Below are 18,240 nucleotides of genomic sequence, written 5' to 3'. Positions count from 1 at the left end.
GCCACTAGTGCGCCTCCAGCGTCTGCAGGCGCTGCCGTACCACATCAGGGTTGAAGCTGCCTGGCTTGCTGCCGCGCAGCTTGAGGGCGGTGCCGTAATACTGGCTGGCCAGCCTGGCCTCGCCCAACGCATCCAGTGCAACGGCCAGGTTGTAGGCGTAGTCGGGCTCGGCCGGGGCGGTTGCATGGGCCTTGAAGTAATACTCCTGTGCCTCACGCCAGCGGCCCTGCCGGGCCAACAGCCCTGCTACGGCGGTGGCGGCCTCGGCGCTGGGCTGGCTGGCCTCGGCAGCCTTGAGCCGGCCCTCGTTGCCATCGGTGTCGCCGTCGTTGCTGAGGCTCAGCAGGGCAGTGGCCGCCAGCGCGTCCTTGGGGTCGTTGGCCAGCAGGCGGCGATATAGATTGCGTGCCTCATCAAGCTGGTTGCGTTTGACGGCCACGGCGGCGAGGCCCAGCAGGGCGTCGCGGTTGCGGCTGTCTTGTTGCAACTGGGCGCGGTACAGCTCGGCGGCGCGGCCATAATCGCCTTGCTGAAAGGCCTCGAAGCCCTGCGCCACATTGCGGGCGATGCTGGGTGGCGGGTTATCGCGGACAAAGCGGACATCGGGTGCGGCGAGGCCGGCGGGCAGCTCGACCACCTGGGCGCGGTCGCCGGGCTTGGGGGTGACGGGCAATGCGGCTTGGACTTCCGATTGGGTTGGTGTGGGCTGGCCGGTGGATGCCGATGCGGCTGGCAAGGGCTGCAGCGGGGCTGCAGGCAGCACCGACTGTGGGCCGCTGCTGGGAGGCGCTGCGGCGGGTGGCTGAGGGGTGTCTGCCGCAGCGGCGGCTGGCGCAGCAACGGCTGCCGCAGCATCAACTGCCTCGGTGCCGGTAGGGGCGGCTGACTCGCCCGCCGCTGGTATGGCTGCGGTGGTGGGGTCTGTCAGTTCGGCTGGTGCGGGCAGGACGGCGGCAGCGGGGCTGAAGCTGCCGACATCACGGGTTTGCCACCATAGCCAGCCACCTGCTGCCAGCAGGCCCACGACACCCACACCCGCAATCAGGGCCAGGCGCTGCCCAGGGGAGGGGGCGCTGCGCTGGGTTTTCTGCTTGCTATCGAACAGCTGCCGCGCGGCTTCGGGCGAAAGCTGTGCGGGAGGGGCCTCGCTGCGCGCAGCAGGAGGCATCAACGGGGCGGCGGGTGTCGGTGCGGGGGCTGCCAGCACGGGTTCGCTCGGTCTGGCGGGTTCGGTTGGCGGCGGACTTGCCGATGCGGCGGTGGGGGCGACCACCATGGGCTCTGCGATGGCTTGCGTGATGGCCGTGGCGGGATCATCGCTTGTCGGGGTAGCCGCTGCGCTATCGTGGCTGCTTGCGTATTCGGCATCCAGCGTCAGCAGAGGGCTGTCAGTGTGTGCGGCTGGTGGGGCGTCAACCGGCTCTGCGGACGGCTGTGGCAGGAGTTCAAAGCGAAGCTCGGGCAGATCTGCCTTGGCCGGGGGGGCGGTGGGTTCCGGTCCCGGTCCCGGTTCTGGCTCCGGTTCCGGTTCCGGTTCCGGTTCCGGGGCCGGGTTGGCCGGTGCCTCAGGCTGGGCCGTGGCGGTTTCGTCGACGACATCCTCCAGGCTAAGGCTGGGGTAGTCGGGCGTGGCGGTCTCGGTGGGCGCCGGTAGATCAGGCGCTGGGGCGGACTCGGCCACGGTCTCGGTACTGGCGGGCGATGTGGTGGTAGGCAGGGGGCTGGCGCTTGTCCCCTCTTGCTTGCGGCGCTTGGCCGCCTCCGCTTTCTTCAGCGCGTCGAGCAATAAACTCATGCGGCCTCCTCAGTGCGCCGTCAGGCCACTGTTGAAGACGGACATCTCGTCCTTGGCGTTCTGGAAGAACTTGTCATCCGGCAGGTACTGGCGATAGGCCGACAGATCGCCATTGAGGCTGGGGTCACGTACCACGATGGGCCGCATGAAGATGACCAGTTCGCTCTTGCCGGCGACGTCGTCGCGCGAGCTGAACAGGTCGCCCACGCCCCAGGGCAGGCGTGACAGGCCGGGCAGGCCGTTGCGGCTGGTCTGGACATTGTCCTGGATCAGGCCACCCAGCACGGCGACCTGGCCATCGGCCAGGGTCAGGGTGGATTCCAGCTCCCTGACCTGTATCTCGGGGATCATGCTGTCTATGGGCGAGCCCAGTATGCGCACGGCCGGGTCGGGTTTGTAGCCGGTGATGCGGGAGATGGTGGGCCGCACATTGAGCGAGACCATGTCCTGCGCCGAGATCTGCGGCGTGACGCTCATGACCATGCCCACCGGTACGGTCTTGACATCGCTGGTATAGGTGGCGGCGGTGGTGGTGCCGTTTTCGTTGGTCTGGGACGGGGTGTAGGTCAGCTGGAAGTAGACTTTTTCGTCCACCACCTTGAGCACGGCTGTCTGGTTGTTCAGGGCCATGATCTTGGGGCTGGAGAGTACCTTGGTCTTGCCGAACTGCTCCAGCGCCTTGATGGTGACGTTGAAGTCCGCCCCTTTGAACAGGCTGCTGGCGGTATTGGTATAGGACAGGATGGACAGCGGGCCGGTGATGGACTTGACCTTGTCGTAGGCCGAGGTCAGCGGGTTGGAGCCGGTCAGGTTCTGGTTGAAGTTGAGCCGGTTCTCCTGATTCTTCAGCACACTCCAGTCTATGCCGGCCTGGTATTGGTCGCCCAGGGTCACCTCGACGATAGTGGCTTCGATCAGCACCTGCCGGCGGGCACCGGCGGTGACGCGGTCCAGGTATTCCTGCACCTTGGCATGCTCGCGGCTACTGGCGTTGACGGTGATGACACCGGTTTCGGGGTGGATGAAGACGTCGTCCGCGCTATCGTCGCTGCCACCGGGCGAGGGGGCGGCGGGTGATGCAGTCAGCTTTTCCAATACTTCGCCGGCACCGGGGCCGGCCTGCACGGCGATCTTGGCGGCCTCGAGCTTCTCGTTCCGCTCGGCGGCCTTGCGCTGCTGGCTCAGCTCGCGTTCGCGCAGCGATTCGTCTTTGCTGGCCAGGGCCTCGCGTTCGGATTTCTCGGCGTCGGTGACCCGCCGAGTGGAGGTCAGCAGGCTGCGGATATTGGCTTCCAGCCGCTCCCAGAACTTGTTCTCGGACAGATTGGTGATTTCGGTGCTGGAGCTATTGCTGCCGCCCCCGCCAGATGCTCCGCCGGTTGAGGCGACCGAGGTGGCAATGACGACCTTGCCGGTGGCTGTACGGGCGGTGTTGACGTAGTCCACCGTGTAGGTCTTGACGTAGGGACGGTCCGGCACCACCGACAGCACGCCGTTTTCCAGGGTGTAGCGCATGTCTATCTGGCGCGAGATGCGGTCCAGTATCTGCGGCAGGGTCTGGTTCAGCGCGTTGACGGTAACCGTGCCGGTGATCAGCGGATGCACGTCCACATTGAGCTTGGCGTCGCGGGCCAGGGCGAACATCAGGTCGCGTACCGGGACATTGTTCACCACCACACTGTAGGTGTCGCTGCGGTTCTGGGCGCTGGGCTTGGGCAGGAAGGCCGGGCGCTCCACCAGCTGCGGCAGGCCGGCGGGTGTGGCGGCGGGGGCGGCGACATGGCGGCCCTGTTCCACCTGCATGGGTTGGGTGGCGCAGCCAGCAGCAAGCAGCGGGGCGAGTAGGAGTAGGCGGTGGCGGCTCATGGCGTGGTAGGGCATTTGCTCTGATTCTATACCTGTACTTTAGCTTTAGCTTGGAAATGGCTGATTTATAAGATTTATTGCTGTTTCCACATTTCTTCGCGTATGCCACCTACGGTGCGCAGTATCGGTTGGTTGCGCTGCAGGTTGGGCGGTAGCTGCGCCAGCGCCTGGGCGGCTGCGCGCTGGTCGGTAAACAGGCCGTAGGCCAGGCCATAGTGCGGCGTGCCTTCGCGGGTGGTGGTGGGGTAGAGATACAGGCTGTCTGCCGGCAGCTTGCGTGCAGCCTGCCCCAGGAAATCGGCCAGCTCGGCCCGGCGCTGCCGGGGGGTGACCGACAGCAGGATGGTGTAGCTGCCTGCTGCTTGCTGGTTCAGTACGCTGCGGCTTTGTGCCAGGCGGGTGTCGAACAGCGCATCCGCTGTCGCTGGCGGGTTGGCCGGTGGGGGGGCAGGGGCTGCTGCGGGCGGTGTGATGGCTGGCGCGGGGTGAATCTGGGCGGCCGGGGCGGCTGTGCGGGCGGGAGGCGCAGCCTGGGGGGTGAGCCAATGGCCGCCGGTAGCGCCGGCGATCAGGCCCAGGCTGACCAGGCCGGTGCTGGCCAGGGGCCAGCCCAGGCGCAGGGGTCGGCGGTGGCGGAAGCCGCTGTCCTTGATGGCGGCGCGGGCTTCGGCCTGGTCTACCTGGTGGCGGCCAGCGGCAAACGAGGCAATCAGGGCCTTGTCTGCCAGGATGTTGATGCGGCGGGTCAGGCCTTCGGATTCGGCCGAGATCAGTTGCACCGCCTTGGCAGTGAAGATGTCCGGGCCTTTGTAGCCGGCGGCGCGTAGCCGGAACATGAGGTAATCGCCGACATCGGTCTGGCGCAAGGGGGCCAGCTCGAAGCCGTGGGTGATGCGCTCGCGCAGCTGGCGCATATGCTGGGCGGCCAGTTTGTCGTTCAGCTCGGGCTGGCCAAACAGGACGATCTGCATCAGCTTGTGGTGGCCGTGCTCCAGGTTGGACAGCAACCTGACTTCTTCCAGGCTTTCCTCGGGCATGGCGTGGGCCTCGTCTATCAGCACCACCACCTGGCGGCCTTCGGCATAGCGGGCAATCAGGGCTTCCTGCAGGGCGCGTATCAAGACCTTGGCGCGGGCGGTGCCCAGGTCCAGGTGCAGGTCGTCGGCGATGGCCAGCAGAATCTCGTCCTTGCTCAGGCTGGGGTTGGCCAGGTAGACGGTGTCGATATTGGCCGGCAGTCGCTCCATCAGCACCCGGCATAGCATGGTTTTGCCGGCACCGACCTCGCCGGTGACCTTGACCAGGCCCTCGCCATGCAGAATGGCATATTGCAGGGCCTCCAGCGTGGCACCCCGGTTGGCGCCCTTGTAGAAGAATTCGGTGTGGGGAGTGATGCGGAATGGTGGCTCGGTCAGGCCGTAGTGCTCCAGGTACATGGCTAGCTTACCTTCCGCTGGCTATCGAGCCGGCTATACAGGGTGGTTCGGTTGACGCCCAGCAGGCGGGCGGCCTGGCTCATATTGCCGTCTGCCAGTTGCAGGGCGGCGGCGATGCAGCTTTGCTCCCAGGCGGCCAGCCAGTCATCCAGGTTGAAGTCGGGCTGGCTGCGTAGCAGCTGGATGGCGGCGTCCAGGTCGGGTTGCGTGGTCGCTGCCTCGGTGTCCATCTGTTCGCTGTCGAACTCGTCGGCCAGCGTGGCCTTGTCTATCTGCCCGCCAGGGTGCTTGGCCAGCAGCCGGATGGTGATGTTGCGCAGTTCCCGTACATTGCCGGGAAAGCGGTAGCGCAGCCAGGCCTGTCTGGCCTCGGCGTCGAGCTGGAAGGGGGCGACGGCCAGTTGCTGGGCGTAGAGGCGCAGGAAGTGCTCCAGCAGCAGGCTGCGATCGTCGCCCAGTTCCCGCAGTGGCGGTGTGTCTATGGCCAGCACCGACAGCCGGTGATAAAGGTCGGCGCGGAATTCGCCGCTGCGCGACTGCTTGCGCAGATCGCGATTGGTGGCCGCTACCACCCTGGCTTGGCTGACGCGGGTCTGGGTTTCGCCCAGGCGTTGGAACTCGCCGTTCTCCAATACGCGCAGCAGTTTGGCCTGCAGGCCCAGGGGCAGCTCGCCTATCTCGTCCAGGAACAGGGTGCCCTCGCCGACTTCCTCGAAATAGCCTGCACGGGCCGTGGTGGCGCCGGTGTAAGCGCCCTTGGCATGGCCGAACAGGGTGGCTTCGATCAGATTCTCGGCCAGGGCGGCACAGTTGAGGGCCAAATAGGGTTGCTCGTTACGGCGGGAGGCGGCATGCAGTGCCCGCGCCACGCCTTCCTTGCCGGAGCCGGACTCGCCGGTGACCAGTACCGGGAAGGGCGAGTTGGCAAACTGGTGTATCTGCCGCTTGAGCCGCTCCATGGAGGGGCTCTGGCCTATCAGTCCGGCAACCTGCAGTTGTGGTGCCAGTGTGACTTCGGCGGCACGCCAGTTCAGGGCGCGGGTCAGGGCGGCCAGGATATGGTCCGGGCTGGCGGGCTTGGCAATGAAATCGATGGCGCCCAGGGTGCGGGCATGGCGGGCGTTGTGTTCGCTGGTCTGGCCGCTGAGTGCCAGTATCTTGATGGCCGGCACCAGGGCGGCCAGTTCGACGATCAGGCGGAAGCCTTCGTCGGGCTGGTGGGGGGAGGGCGGCAGACCCAGATCGACCAGGGCGATGGCAGGACGGAATTCGACCGAACTGGCGAGCGCGACGGCTTCTGGCCGGCTGGCAGCGCTGCGGACCTCGAAGGCTTCGCCGAGCACAAAGCCCAGGGTGTCGCGTATCAGCGGGTCATCGTCCACCAGCAGGAGGCCGGGCTTGGCAATATCCATTCAGCGTTCCCAATGCGCGCAGGGGCGTCGAAGTTTCGACAATCCTAGCACCCGGCCGTGGGGCTGTTGAAGTATTTCATGGCGGATTGGGCGCACCTGTTTGGTGCCTGCCACGAAAGGCCATGTTGTTGCATTGCAACATGAACCCGGCATGAAAATTGTTGTCTGAGGCTGGCTTACTTTAGAATTACGAATCCCCCAATGCCCTTGAGCTCCCCCGACGTGCCCGCCGACTCGCTTGTCGACATCGACAACGTAACATTTTCCTACGACCGCCGTACCATACTCAAAGGTATCAGCCTCACGATACCCAAGGGGAAGGTGGTCGCCATCATGGGTGGTTCCGGCTGCGGCAAGACCACCCTGCTGCGCCTTATCGGCGGCCAGATCAAGCCTTCCAAGGGCGAGGTCCGTGTCGCTGGTCGCGTGGTCCATGAGCTCGACAGCGATGGGCTGTACCACTTGCGCCGCAAGATGGGCATGCTGTTCCAGTTCGGCGCCCTGTTCACCGATATGTCGGTGTTCGACAATGTGGCTTTCCAGATGCGCGAGCATACCGAGCTGCCCGAGTCGATGATACGCGACCTGGTGCTGATGAAGCTCAATGCGGTGGGCCTGCGTGGCGCTGCCAAGCTGATGCCGTCAGAGCTGTCTGGCGGCATGGCCCGCCGGGTGGCGCTGGCTCGTGCCATTGCGCTGGACCCGGTGCTGATGCTGTATGACGAGCCGTTTGCCGGCCTGGACCCCATTTCGCTGGGGGTGATAGGCAAGCTGATACGTGATCTCAATGATGCACTGGGCGCCACCTCCATCATGGTGACGCACTCGGTGCAGGAGTCGCTGCGCATAGTCGACTATGTCTATTTTGTGTCCGAGGGCAAGATCGTGGCCGAGGGTACGCCGGCTGAGATCACGGCTTCGGCTGAGCCCTATGTGCATCAGTTTGTCGATGGCCTGCCTGATGGCCCTGTGCCTTTCCAATACCCGGCCAAGCCGTATACCGATGAACTGATGGGAGTGCGCCGTGCTTGATTGGCTGGAAAAGCGGGTGCGCCGCCTGGGTGAGCCTGTCGTCAATACGATGGAGAAGCTGGGATTCGGTTTTCGTTTCCTGATGGCGGTGCTGTGGCATTCCGGCACCTCCTTCCGCCGACCTGGGCTGGTTATCCGCGAAGTGTTTTTTACCGGCGTGCTGTCGCTGGTCATCATTCTGGTATCGGGCCTGTTTGTGGGCATGGTGCTGGGCCTGCAGGGCTACGACACCCTGGTGCGCTTTGGTGCATCGGAGGCGCTGGGCGTGCTGGTGTCGCTGAGCCTGTTGCGTGAACTCGGGCCGGTGGTGGCAGGTCTGTTGTTTGCCAGCCGGGCGGGTTCTGCCATTACGGCCGAAATCGGCATGATGAAGGCAACCGAGCAACTGGCTGCCATGGAGATGATGGCCGTGAACCCGGTGGCCCGGGTGGTGGCGCCGCGTTTCTGGGCGGGCGTGCTGTCCATGCCCATCCTGGCGGCGTTGTTCTCAGCCATGGGCATTCTGGGCGGTTACGTGGTCGGCGTGGTGCTGATCGGCGTCGATGCCGGTACGTTCTGGTCGCAGATGCAGGCCCAGGTTGATCTGTTCAACGATGTGGGCAATGGCCTCGTCAAGAGCGTGGTGTTTGGCGTGGCTGTTTCGATTATTGCGGTGTTCGAGGGCTTTGATGCCCCGCCCACTGCGGAAGGGGTGTCCGGTGCGACCACTCGCACGGTGGTGACTTCTTCGCTGGTTATTCTGGGTCTGGATTTCATCCTGACCGCATTCATGTTTAGGGGTATTTGATGAATCGCCGCGTTTATGATTTCTGGGTCGGCCTGTTTGTAATACTGGGCGTGGCCGCGCTGGCCTTCCTGGCGTTGCGTGTCAGCAACGTTTCCAACGGGGGCACCAAGCCTACCTATCGGGTGACGGCTGCCTTCGACAATATCGGTGGCCTGAAGGCCCGCGCACCCATCAAGAGTGCGGGTGTGCTGGTGGGCCGGGTGGCCGGCATCCATCTGGATTCCGCCACCTACCGTGCCGTGGTGGACCTCGATATCGAGCAGGGCTATCAGTTCAGCCGCGATACTTCGGCCGAAATCCTGACCTCGGGCATACTGGGTGATCAGTACATAGGGCTTGAAGCTGGCGGAGATGAAACCATGTTGAAGTCTGGCGATCGAATCACACTGACTTCGTCTGCTGTCGTGCTGGAGAAACTGATCAGTCAGTTCATGTTCAGCAAGGCTGCGGAGAATCCCTCTCAGGCACAACCCGCCCCATAACAGGACACGACGATAATGCGTAAATTTTTTGCTTTCATGATGCTGGTGGCCGGCCTGACCGCTACCGCCGATGTCCCCGCGCCCGAGCAACTGGTGCGCACCACCAGCAAGGATGTGCTGGAGGTGATCAAGAAGGAAAACCTGACACCGGCCGACAAGCGCTTCCGCGAGCTGGTGGAAGCCAAGGTGCTGCCCAGCTTCGACTTTAACCGGCTGACCTCGCTGGCCGTGGGCAAATACTGGAAACAGGCTACCCCCGAGCAGCAGGCCGCCCTGTCGCGCGAGTTCCGTACCCTGCTGGTGCGTACCTACTCCACCGCCATCGGTGTGAACAAGCTGCAAGGTATTGAAGTGAAGCCGGTCAAGATGGCCGATACCGACACCGATGTGATTGTGCGTACTGAAGTATCTGCTGCCAGCGGCCAGCCTTTCCCCATCGATTACCGTCTGGGCAAGACCGGCAGCGACTGGAAGGTCTATGACGTGACCGTTGAAGGCGTGAGCCTGGTGACCAACTACCGCACCAGCTTCACCCAGACCATCCAGAAGGATGGCATCGATGGCCTGGTAAAGGCACTGGCTGACCGCAATGCGGCCCAGTCGGCCAAGGCACCGGCCAAGTAATCATGGCTGAGACCGTCAAGCTCAGCGGTGCGCTGACGCTGGATTCGATCTGCCGGGTGCAGGCGGAGGTGGCCGGCAGCTTGTCGGCGCCGGAATTGCTGATTGATCTGTCTGAGGTCAGCGAGATTGATTCCACCGCTGTCAGCCTGCTGCTGCACTGGCAGCGTGATGCGCTGGCGCAGGGGCGGCGGATTGCCTTGTCGCAGCCACCTGCCAACCTTACCAGCCTTGCCGCCTTGTATGGTGTTGAGGCGTTCCTGCCCAGCGTGCAGGGATGATGTCCTAGTGTCACCCCAACAGCATCGGCGCCTGCGGGCGCCGTTGCTGATTGCCTGGAGCCTGTCCGTGAACCGTTTCGCCCGCGAAATTGTTCGGGACAGGCTCTATGCTTCAGTCTAAACGGCTACGGAGTTTTTATGCGCCACCCCTACACCTTGCTGCTCAGCCCGCTGCTGCTGGTGGCCTGTGCTACGCCCGCCAATCATTACGACCCGCTGGAGCCGGTGAACCGTAAGGTTTATGCCTTCAATAGTGCCGTAGACAAGGCGGTGCTCAAGCCGGTGGCGCAGGGCTATGTGGCGATCACGCCCAAGCCGGTGCGGGCGGGGGTGAGTAATTTCTTCGGTAATCTGGAAGACATCTATATCGGCGCGTCCAACCTGCTGCAGGGCAAATGGCGCGAGGCGGTCAGTGACGGTGGCCGGGTGGTGTTCAACTCCACCCTGGGCCTGTTTGGCCTGATTGATATCGCCACGCCAGCTGGCCTGCCCAAGCATGATGAAGACTTTGGCCAGGTGCTGGGTGCCTGGGGCGTGCCGTCCGGCCCCTATATCGTGATGCCGTTCCTGGGGCCCAAGACCTTGCGCGACAGCAGTGACTGGGTGGGCAGCTATGCCCTCAACCCCATGCGCGCCCTGCATGATGACGACACCAGCCTGGGGCTGAACCTGCTCAAGCTGGTGGATACCCGCGCCACCCTGCTGCCGGCTGATGCGCTGATTGAATCGGCCTCGTTTGGTGACGAGTACGGTTTTGTGCGCGACAGCTATCTGCAGCGCCGCTACAACCTGGTCTGGGATGGTGCACCGGCCCAGCCCTTGCCCCTGGGTGAGGTTGAGGCGGAAGAGACTGAACCGGCTGAGCCGGCACCTGCCACTCCCGCTGCACCTGCAGCGCCACAGCAACAGCCGGCTGAGACCGTGCCGGCGCCTGCGCCGACGCCTGCGGCCATGGCAGAACCACAGGCCACCGAGCCAGCCGCTACCGAACCTGAGGCTGCCCCCTTGCTGCCCACCCCCTGAGTGCGCCTGTCGCAGGCGGCCTGGGGCCGTCCTGCGTAATCTTGGTTTGCTCCTCGCCCGGCTCGGGTAGAATTCACGTTTTCCGCCTTTTATCGCCATGTCCGTAGCTATCCGCTTTTCCGCCGTCAAGAAGCGCTTTGGGGAGCTTGAAGCCCTCAAGGGGATAGACCTTGAGGTGCGCGAGGGCGAGTTCTTTGCCCTGCTGGGCCCCAATGGTGCCGGCAAGACCACCCTAATTTCGGTGTTGGGCGGCCTGACCCAGGCCGACAGCGGCACGGCCGAGGTGCTGGGCAGCGATGTGCAGCGCGACTACAGGGCGGCGCGCCGCAAGGTCGGCATCGTGCCGCAGGAGCTGACCTTCGACCCTTTCTTTACCGTGCGCGAGACCTTGCAGTTCCAGTCCGGCTATTTTGGCCTGCGCCGCAACCAGGCCTGGATAGATGAGCTGCTGGAGCAGCTTGGCCTGGCCAGCAAGGCGGACGCCAATATGCGGGCGCTCTCTGGTGGCATGAAGCGGCGGGTGATGGTGGCCCAGGCGCTGGTGCACAAGCCGCCGGTCATTGTGCTGGACGAGCCTACGGCCGGCGTGGATGTCGCCTTGCGCCAGACCCTGTGGGCGTTTATCCAGCGGCTCAATGGCGAAGGCCACACCATCGTGCTGACCACCCATTATCTGGAGGAGGCCGAGACGCTGTGCAACCGGATTGCCATGCTCAAGCAGGGCGAGTTGGTGGCGCTGGACGACAAGGCGGCCTTGATGGCCTCCCATTCGGCGCGGGTACTGTCGCTGCGCCTGTTCCCCGATGTGCTGCCGGCAGCCCTGCAGCCTTTGCTGGTCAGCCAGGAGGGCGGGGCCTATCAGCTCAAGCTAGATGACTGCGGTACGCTGGAGGGCATGCTGGCCACCCTGCGTGAAGCGGGGGTGGCTGTGCAGGACATGGAAATACTCAAGCCCGATCTGGAATCGGTATTCCTCGACGTGATGGGAAGGAAACGCGGGTAGGCCGGTGCGCGCATAGCGCCCTGGTTCTGCTCCATACGGCATGCAAGGCTTCAGTACCCTGTTCTACAAGGAAATCCTGCGCTTCTGGAAGGTCAGCTTCCAGACCGTGGCTGCGCCCGTCCTGACGGCGGTGCTGTATCTGCTGATCTTCTCGCATGTGCTGGAGTCGCATGTGGAGGCCTATCCGGGGGTGCGCTATACCGCCTTCCTGATACCGGGCCTGGCCATGATGTCCATGCTGCAGAATGCCTTCGCCAATACCTCAAGCAGCCTGATCCAGTCCAAGATCACCGGCAATATCGTCTATATCCTGCTGCCGCCGCTGTCGCACCTGGAGTTCTTCCTGGCCTATGTGCTGGCTGCGGTGGTCCGTGGCCTGGTGGTGGGCTCGGGGGTGCTGGCGGTGACCATGTGGTTGGCTTGGCCGGAGTTCAAGTATCCCCTGTGGATACTGGCCTTTGCCTTGCTAGGTTCGTCGGTGATGGCCATCCTGGGCCTGATTGCCGGTATCTGGGCGGAGAAGTTCGACCAGCTGGCCGCTTTCCAGAATTTCATCATTGTGCCGCTGACCTTTCTCAGCGGTGTGTTCTATTCCATTCACTCGCTGCCGGCCTTCTGGCTGGGCGTATCGCACCTCAATCCGGTGTTCTACATGATCGATGGCTTCCGCTATGGTTTCTTTGGGGCATCTGATGTATCGCCCTGGTTGAGCCTGGCCGTGGTCTCGGGCACGGTGGTAGTGCTGGCTGCATTTACCTTGCAACTCCTGCGTACGGGCTACAAGCTCAAACACTGACAAGCTGGCGGCTACCGTCCGCCGGGATTCCAGAAAACAGAAACGTCATGGTTACTCCTGAACAAGTCAAACAATACATCGCCGCCGGCCTGGCCTGCGAAGTGCTAGAGGTCAGCGGTGACGGCCATCACTTCGAGGCCGTCATCGTGGCACGCGCCTTCGATGGCCTGCCGCGGGTGCGCCAGCATCAGCTGGTCTATCAGGCGCTGGGCGAGCGCATGCGTGAAGAGATACACGCGCTGTCGATGAAGACCTATAGTCCGCACGAATGGAAAAACCAGCCCTGAAACAGCCCGAGCCCAAGCGTCGGCCCTTAAGCGACCGGCTGGGACTGGTGTTGATCAATCTGCCGTGGTTGCTGTTGCTGCTGATCTGGTGGCTGGCAGTCTGACCCGGTTGCGAACCTTAGCTGGCGGCCTGTTGCCGCCTTGAGAGCAAGACATGGACAAACTGAGTATTACCGGCGGCAACCCCCTCAGCGGCGAGATCACCATCTCGGGCGCCAAGAACGCGGCCTTGCCCATACTGTGCGCCTCGCTGCTGACGGCCGACACCCTGCGGCTGACCAATGTGCCGCAACTGCGTGATGTGATGACCACCCAGAAGCTGCTGCAGGGCATGGGCATGCGGGTGATGACCGACAATGTGCACGAGTTCGAGCTGACCGGTGCCAGCGTGGACAAGCTGGAAGCGCCGTATGAGCTGGTGAAGACCATGCGGGCTTCCATCCTGGTGCTGGGCCCCACGCTGGCGCGCTTCGGCGAGGCCCGTGTATCGCTGCCCGGTGGTTGCGCCATAGGTAGCCGGCCAGTGGGTGAGCACATCAAGGGTCTGCAGGCCATGGGGGCCGAGATCAATATCGAGCATGGCTATATCCATGCCCGCGCCAAGCGGCTCAAGGGTGCCCGCATCATCACCGACATGGTGACGGTGACCGGTACCGAGAACCTGCTGATGGCGGCTGTGCTGGCCGATGGTGTGAGCACCATAGAGAATGCCGCACGGGAGCCCGAGGTGGTGGACCTGGCTGAGTGCCTGATCAAGATGGGCGCCAGGATTACCGGCCACGGCACCGATACCATACGCATCGAAGGGGTGGAGCGGCTGCATGGCGCCGAGCATGCCGTGATGCCGGACCGGATCGAGACTGGTACTTTCCTCTGCGCCGTGATGATGGCCCGTGGCCGGGTGGTGCTGCGCAATACCCGTGCCGATATTCTGGATTCGGTGTTGGACAAGCTGCGCGAAGCCGGTGCTTATATCGAGGCTGGCGACGGCTGGATTGCCATCGAAATGCGGGAGCGGGCCAAGGCCGTCAGCATCCGCACCCTGCCGTATCCTGCCTTCCCCACCGATATGCAGGCCCAGTTCATGGCCATGAATACCCTGGCTACCGGTACCAGCGTCATTACCGAAACCATCTTCGAGAACCGCTTCATGCATGTCTCCGAGCTGGCGCGGATGGGGGCGGATATCCATATCGATGGCCATACCGCCGTGGTGAAGGGCGTGGACAAGCTGTCGGGCGCTACCGTGATGGCGACCGATCTGCGTGCGTCTGCCTCGCTGGTGATTGCGGGACTGGCGGCCGAGGGTGAGACCATTGTGGATCGCATCTACCATCTGGACCGTGGCTACGAGCACATCGAGGCCAAGCTCGGTGGTGTGGGTGCCGATATCAAGCGGGTCGGTACGGCGGCCCATTGAGGCTGGCCTGGCTGCCTGAGAGAACCCCGCTGTGAGCGGGGTTTTTTATGGGTGCAGGTGGGCGGTGCGGGAGGCAGATATCGGGCGAATTCATCTAGACAAGTTGTTTTGTTGCTTGTCTAAGCGACTGAGGTGTAAATAACATTTCATTATGATGATGGTAGACAACTATTGCTCGCCAGTCTTGCCGCGCACCGGCATAATCCGCCTTCTGCCGTTTTTTGCCTTGCCATGATCACCATCGCCCTGTCCAAAGGACGCATCTTCGAAGAAACCGTACCGCTGCTTGCCGCCGCGGGCATCGTGCCGAGCGAGGACCCGGAGTCGTCGCGCAAGCTGATACTGGGTACCAACCGCGCGGATGTGCGGCTGGTGATCGTACGGGCTACCGATGTACCCACCTATGTGCAATATGGCGCGGCCGACCTGGGCATAGCCGGTTATGACGTGCTGCTGGAGCATGGTGGTGCGGGGCTGTATCAGCCGCTGGACCTGGAGATAGCCCAGTGCAAGCTGATGGTGGCCGTGCGCGAGGGCTTTGATTACTTCGGGGCGGTCAAGCAGGGTGCCCGCCTGCGGGTGGCGACCAAGTATGTCGAGTCGGCCCGCGAGCACTTTGCCCGCAAGGGCGTGCACGTCGACCTGATCAAGCTGTATGGCTCGATGGAGCTGGCGCCCCTGGTGGGGCTGGCAGATGCCATCGTCGACCTGGTCAGCACTGGTGGCACCTTGCGCGCCAACCAGTTGGTGGCGGTGGAGCATGTGCAGGATGTCAGTTCCCGCCTGGTGGTGAACCAGGCTTCGCTCAAGCTCAAGCGCATGGGTGTACAGCCCATCATCGACGCATTCGCCCAGGCGAATGCGCATCATCACGCCTGAAGCGGATCGCTGTCGCATCCGCCCGCTACGTCTATAACAACGTCGGGCGCGGCCCGAACAGTGAAGCAGAGCCTCTCCATGATGAAACGCCTCAGCACCACCCAGATCGATTTCCAGCCCCAGCTTGCTGCCCTGCTGGCCTTTGAGACGGCCCAAAATCCGCAGGTGGACGCCGATGTCGCGGCCATACTGCAGGCGGTCCGCCAGCGTGGCGATGACGCGGTGGTGGAATACACCCGTCGCTTTGATGGCCTGGAGGCCGCTGACATGGCCGCGCTGACGCTGCAGCCGGCCGAGTTGCTGGCCGCCTACCAGCGCCTGACACCCGCCCAGCGCGAGGCGCTGGAGGCGGCTGCCGACAGGGTGCGGCGCTATCACCAGCGGCAGTTGCAGGCCAGTTGGCAGTACACCGAGGAGGACGGTACGGTGCTGGGCCAGGCGGTGACGCCGCTGGACCGGGTCGGGCTCTATGTGCCCGGCGGCAAGGCCAGCTATCCCTCGTCGGTACTGATGAATGCCATTCCCGCCAAGGTGGCCGGGGTGGCCGAGATCATCATGGTGGTACCCACCCCCAGGGGTGAGCGTAACGACTTGGTGCTGGCTGCCGCGCATATAGCCGGGGTGGACCGGGTATACACCCTGGGCGGCGCCCAGGCCGTGGCGGCATTGGCCTACGGTACGGCCACCATACCGCAGGTCGACAAGATCACCGGGCCGGGCAACCAGTATGTGGCTGCTGCCAAGCGGGCGGTGTTCGGCGTGGTGGGCATCGATATGGTGGCCGGGCCGTCCGAGATACTGGTGATCTGCGACGGCCAGACCGACCCTGACTGGGTGGCCATGGATCTGTTCAGCCAGGCCGAGCATGACGAGATAGCCCAGAGCATACTGCTGTGCCCTGACGCGACCTACCTGACGCAGGTGGCCGAGAGCATGGCGCGCCTGCTGCCTGGCATGCCGAGGCAGGACATTATCCGCGCCAGCCTGGCCAACCGGGGCGCCTTGATACAGGTACGCGACCTGGCCGAGGCGGCCGAAATCGCCAACCAGATTGCGCCTGAGCACCTGGAACTGTCGGTAGCCGACCCCTGGGCTTTGCAGGCGCAGATACGCCATGCCGGAGCCATCTTTCTGGGACGCTATGCATCGGAGGCGCTGGGCGACTATTGTGCCGGCCCCAACCATGTACTGCCGACCTCGCGCACGGCGCGGTTTGCCAGCCCCCTGGGGGTGTACGACTTCCAGAAGCGCAGCAGTCTGATCTATGTGTCGGAAGCCGGCGCCCAGACGCTGGGGCGGATTGCCAGCACCCTGGCCCATGGCGAGGGGCTGCAGGCGCACGCCCTGTCGGCGGAGTATCGCCTGCAGGAGGGCTGCTGATGACATCGGCACTGGATTATGTGCGCCCCGAGATTGCGGCGCTGTCGGCCTACCATGTGGCCGATGCTACCGGCTTGATCAAGCTCGACGCCATGGAGAACCCCTTTGGCCTGCCGCCTGATCTGCAGGCCGAGCTGGGCCGGCGCCTGGCCGTGGCGGCGCTCAATCGTTATCCAGACCCGCATGGCGGTGGGCTGAAAGAACGCTTGCGCGAGGCGTTTGCCATTCCGGCAACGGCTGGTGTGCTGCTGGGCAATGGTTCGGACGAAATCATTACCTTGATCTGCCAGGCGCTGGCTCGGCCGGGCGCCAAGCTGTTGGCGGCCGAGCCGTCTTTTGTGATGTATCGCATGAACGCGGTATTCAGCCGGCTGGATTACGTGGGCGTACCCCTGCGGCCGGATTTTGCGCTGGACCTGCCCGCCATGCTGGCTGCCATCGCCCTGCACCAGCCTGCCGTGGTGTTCCTGGCCTACCCCAACAACCCGACCGGGCCGCGCTATGCCCGCGCCGAGGTGGAGGCGATCCTGGCGCAGGCGCCAGGGCTGGTGGTAGTCGATGAAGCCTATACTGCCTTTGCCGATGACAGCCTGATGGCCCTGGCAGGCGAGCATCCGCGCCTGCTGGTGATGCGTACGCTCTCCAAGCTGGGCCTGGCGGGCATACGGTTGGGCTATGCGGCGGCCCAGCCACAGTGGATAGACCAGCTCGACAAGGTGAGGCCGCCGTATAACGTGAATGTGCTGACCCAGGTGGCGGCTGTATTTGCCCTGAAGCACAAGGCGGTGTTCGACCAGCAGGCGCTGTTGCTGCGGCAGGAGCGGGCCAGGCTGGCCGAGGGGCTGGCTGCCATGGCCGGGGTGACGGTGTTTCCCTCCGAAGCCAACTTCGTGTTGGCGCGGGTGCCCGATGCGCCGCGTTGCTTTGCGGCACTCAAGGCGGCCGGCATACTGATCAAGAACCTGCATGGCGCCCATCCATTGCTGCAACACTGCCTGCGTTTTACCGTGGGTACCCCGGACGAGAACAGCCGGGTATTGTCCAGCCTGCCGGCGTGCCTGTAGCGAGTGCCCGATATCTGCGCAGGCAAGCCTGCAGCATTCCCTTCTGCCAGGAAACCCTTCAGAGCCTTAGCCATGAGAACTGCTACCGTCAGCCGCAACACCCTGGAAACCCAGATTACCGTGACCCTGAACCTGGATGGCACGGGCCAGAGCCGCTTCGATACCGGCGTGCCGTTTCTTGAGCACATGCTGGACCAGGTGGCACGGCATGGCCTGGTGGATCTCGATATTGTGGCGCAGGGTGACCTGCATATCGACGCCCACCATACGGTCGAGGATATCGGCATCACCGTGGGCCAGGCCTTGGCCAAGGCCTTGGGTGACAAGAAGGGCATACGCCGCTACGGCCATGCCTATGTGCCGCTGGACGAGGCCTTGAGCCGGGTGGTGATAGACCTGTCGGGCAGGCCGGGGCTGGACTATGGCGTGGAGTACACGCGCGCCAGCATAGGCCAGTTCGATGTGGACCTGTTCAGCGAGTTCTTCCATGGCTTCGTCAATCACGGCATGGTGACCCTGCATATCGACAACCTGAAGGGCAAGAACGCCCATCACCAGGCCGAGACCATCTTCAAGGCCTTTGGCCGTGCGTTGCGCATGGCGGTAGAGGTGGATGAGCGGGCGGCGGGCAGCATGCCCTCGACCAAGGGAACGCTGACCGCCTGAGGCGGTTGGC

The 18,240-nt window shown here is 63.8% G+C and carries 19 protein-coding genes; 15 read left to right on the top strand and 4 right to left on the bottom strand.

Features of this window, described 5'->3' with window-relative positions; all coding sequences use genetic code 11:
* Nucleotides 1-4: 4 nt before the first annotated feature.
* Genes V7714_RS11835 through V7714_RS11820 form a run of 4 tightly spaced genes read right to left on the bottom strand, consistent with a single transcriptional unit; the run spans nucleotide 5 to nucleotide 6,509 of the window.
* Nucleotides 5-1,795 carry a tetratricopeptide repeat protein gene (locus V7714_RS11835; RefSeq protein ID WP_335709895.1) on the bottom strand — a complete coding sequence of 597 codons (1,791 nt, stop codon included), beginning with the start codon at nucleotides 1,793-1,795 and terminating at the stop codon, nucleotides 5-7.
* A gap of 9 nt (nucleotides 1,796-1,804) precedes the next feature.
* Entirely contained in the window at nucleotides 1,805-3,676 is a 1,872-nt protein-coding gene (gene mshL / locus V7714_RS11830) for a pilus (MSHA type) biogenesis protein MshL (protein WP_335709894.1), read from the bottom strand.
* A gap of 59 nt (nucleotides 3,677-3,735) precedes the next feature.
* Nucleotides 3,736-5,097: an ExeA family protein gene (locus V7714_RS11825; RefSeq protein ID WP_335709893.1), complete on the bottom strand. Its 1,362-nt coding sequence runs from the start codon at nucleotides 5,095-5,097 to the stop codon at nucleotides 3,736-3,738.
* Between the two features lie 2 nt (nucleotides 5,098-5,099).
* Nucleotides 5,100-6,509 (bottom strand): sigma-54-dependent transcriptional regulator, encoded by a 1,410-nt coding sequence (locus V7714_RS11820; protein WP_335709892.1) that lies wholly within the window; start codon nucleotides 6,507-6,509, stop codon nucleotides 5,100-5,102.
* A 201-nt stretch (nucleotides 6,510-6,710) separates the two neighbouring features.
* Between V7714_RS11820 and V7714_RS11815 the strand changes: the two genes are divergently transcribed.
* From V7714_RS11815 to hisB, 15 genes are all read left to right on the top strand, one after another.
* Entirely contained in the window at nucleotides 6,711-7,541 is an 831-nt protein-coding gene (locus tag V7714_RS11815) for an ABC transporter ATP-binding protein (protein WP_335709891.1), read from the top strand.
* Between the two features lie 49 nt (nucleotides 7,542-7,590).
* Entirely contained in the window at nucleotides 7,591-8,328 is a 738-nt protein-coding gene (gene mlaE, locus V7714_RS11810) for a lipid asymmetry maintenance ABC transporter permease subunit MlaE (protein ID WP_308447586.1), read from the top strand.
* Nucleotides 8,328-8,810: an outer membrane lipid asymmetry maintenance protein MlaD gene (gene mlaD / locus V7714_RS11805; protein ID WP_335709890.1), complete on the top strand. Its 483-nt coding sequence runs from the start codon at nucleotides 8,328-8,330 to the stop codon at nucleotides 8,808-8,810. The genes mlaE and mlaD overlap by 1 nt, the downstream gene beginning before the upstream one ends.
* Before the next feature lie 15 nt (nucleotides 8,811-8,825).
* Nucleotides 8,826-9,434 carry an MlaC/ttg2D family ABC transporter substrate-binding protein gene (locus V7714_RS11800; RefSeq protein ID WP_284195038.1) on the top strand — a complete coding sequence of 203 codons (609 nt, stop codon included), beginning with the start codon at nucleotides 8,826-8,828 and terminating at the stop codon, nucleotides 9,432-9,434.
* Between the two features lie 2 nt (nucleotides 9,435-9,436).
* Entirely contained in the window at nucleotides 9,437-9,712 is a 276-nt protein-coding gene (locus tag V7714_RS11795) for an STAS domain-containing protein (protein ID WP_335709889.1), read from the top strand.
* A 138-nt stretch (nucleotides 9,713-9,850) separates the two neighbouring features.
* Complete coding sequence (locus tag V7714_RS11790) at nucleotides 9,851-10,735, top strand: MlaA family lipoprotein (RefSeq protein WP_335709888.1); 885 nt, start codon at nucleotides 9,851-9,853, stop codon at nucleotides 10,733-10,735.
* Nucleotides 10,736-10,832: 97 nt separating this feature from the next.
* Nucleotides 10,833-11,738: an ABC transporter ATP-binding protein gene (locus V7714_RS11785; RefSeq protein WP_335709887.1), complete on the top strand. Its 906-nt coding sequence runs from the start codon at nucleotides 10,833-10,835 to the stop codon at nucleotides 11,736-11,738.
* Nucleotides 11,739-11,778: 40 nt separating this feature from the next.
* Entirely contained in the window at nucleotides 11,779-12,534 is a 756-nt protein-coding gene (locus tag V7714_RS11780) for an ABC transporter permease (protein WP_284195034.1), read from the top strand.
* 47 nt (nucleotides 12,535-12,581) lie between these two features.
* On the top strand, nucleotides 12,582-12,821 hold the full coding sequence (locus tag V7714_RS11775; RefSeq protein WP_284195033.1) for a BolA family protein: 240 nt from the start codon (nucleotides 12,582-12,584) through the stop codon (nucleotides 12,819-12,821).
* Nucleotides 12,803-12,925 (top strand): hypothetical protein, encoded by a 123-nt coding sequence (locus tag V7714_RS11770; RefSeq protein WP_284195032.1) that lies wholly within the window; start codon nucleotides 12,803-12,805, stop codon nucleotides 12,923-12,925. The genes V7714_RS11775 and V7714_RS11770 overlap by 19 nt, the downstream gene beginning before the upstream one ends.
* Nucleotides 12,926-12,975: 50 nt before the next feature.
* On the top strand, nucleotides 12,976-14,241 hold the full coding sequence (murA, locus tag V7714_RS11765; RefSeq protein WP_284195031.1) for a UDP-N-acetylglucosamine 1-carboxyvinyltransferase: 1,266 nt from the start codon (nucleotides 12,976-12,978) through the stop codon (nucleotides 14,239-14,241).
* A gap of 231 nt (nucleotides 14,242-14,472) precedes the next feature.
* Nucleotides 14,473-15,120: an ATP phosphoribosyltransferase gene (gene hisG, locus V7714_RS11760; RefSeq protein WP_335709886.1), complete on the top strand. Its 648-nt coding sequence runs from the start codon at nucleotides 14,473-14,475 to the stop codon at nucleotides 15,118-15,120.
* An 81-nt stretch (nucleotides 15,121-15,201) separates the two neighbouring features.
* Nucleotides 15,202-16,500: a histidinol dehydrogenase gene (gene hisD, locus V7714_RS11755; RefSeq protein WP_335710009.1), complete on the top strand. Its 1,299-nt coding sequence runs from the start codon at nucleotides 15,202-15,204 to the stop codon at nucleotides 16,498-16,500.
* Nucleotides 16,500-17,564 (top strand): histidinol-phosphate transaminase, encoded by a 1,065-nt coding sequence (gene hisC, locus V7714_RS11750; protein ID WP_335709885.1) that lies wholly within the window; start codon nucleotides 16,500-16,502, stop codon nucleotides 17,562-17,564. Before hisD ends, hisC begins: the two co-directional genes overlap by 1 nt.
* A 72-nt stretch (nucleotides 17,565-17,636) precedes the next feature.
* Nucleotides 17,637-18,230 (top strand): imidazoleglycerol-phosphate dehydratase HisB, encoded by a 594-nt coding sequence (gene hisB, locus V7714_RS11745; RefSeq protein ID WP_335709884.1) that lies wholly within the window; start codon nucleotides 17,637-17,639, stop codon nucleotides 18,228-18,230.
* Nucleotides 18,231-18,240: the final 10 nt, after the last annotated feature.

The organism is Chitinimonas sp. JJ19 (assembly GCF_036961565.1).
Taxonomy (GTDB): domain Bacteria; phylum Pseudomonadota; class Gammaproteobacteria; order Burkholderiales; family Chitinimonadaceae; genus Chitinimonas.
This window is presented reverse-complemented; position numbering and strand designations above follow the sequence as displayed.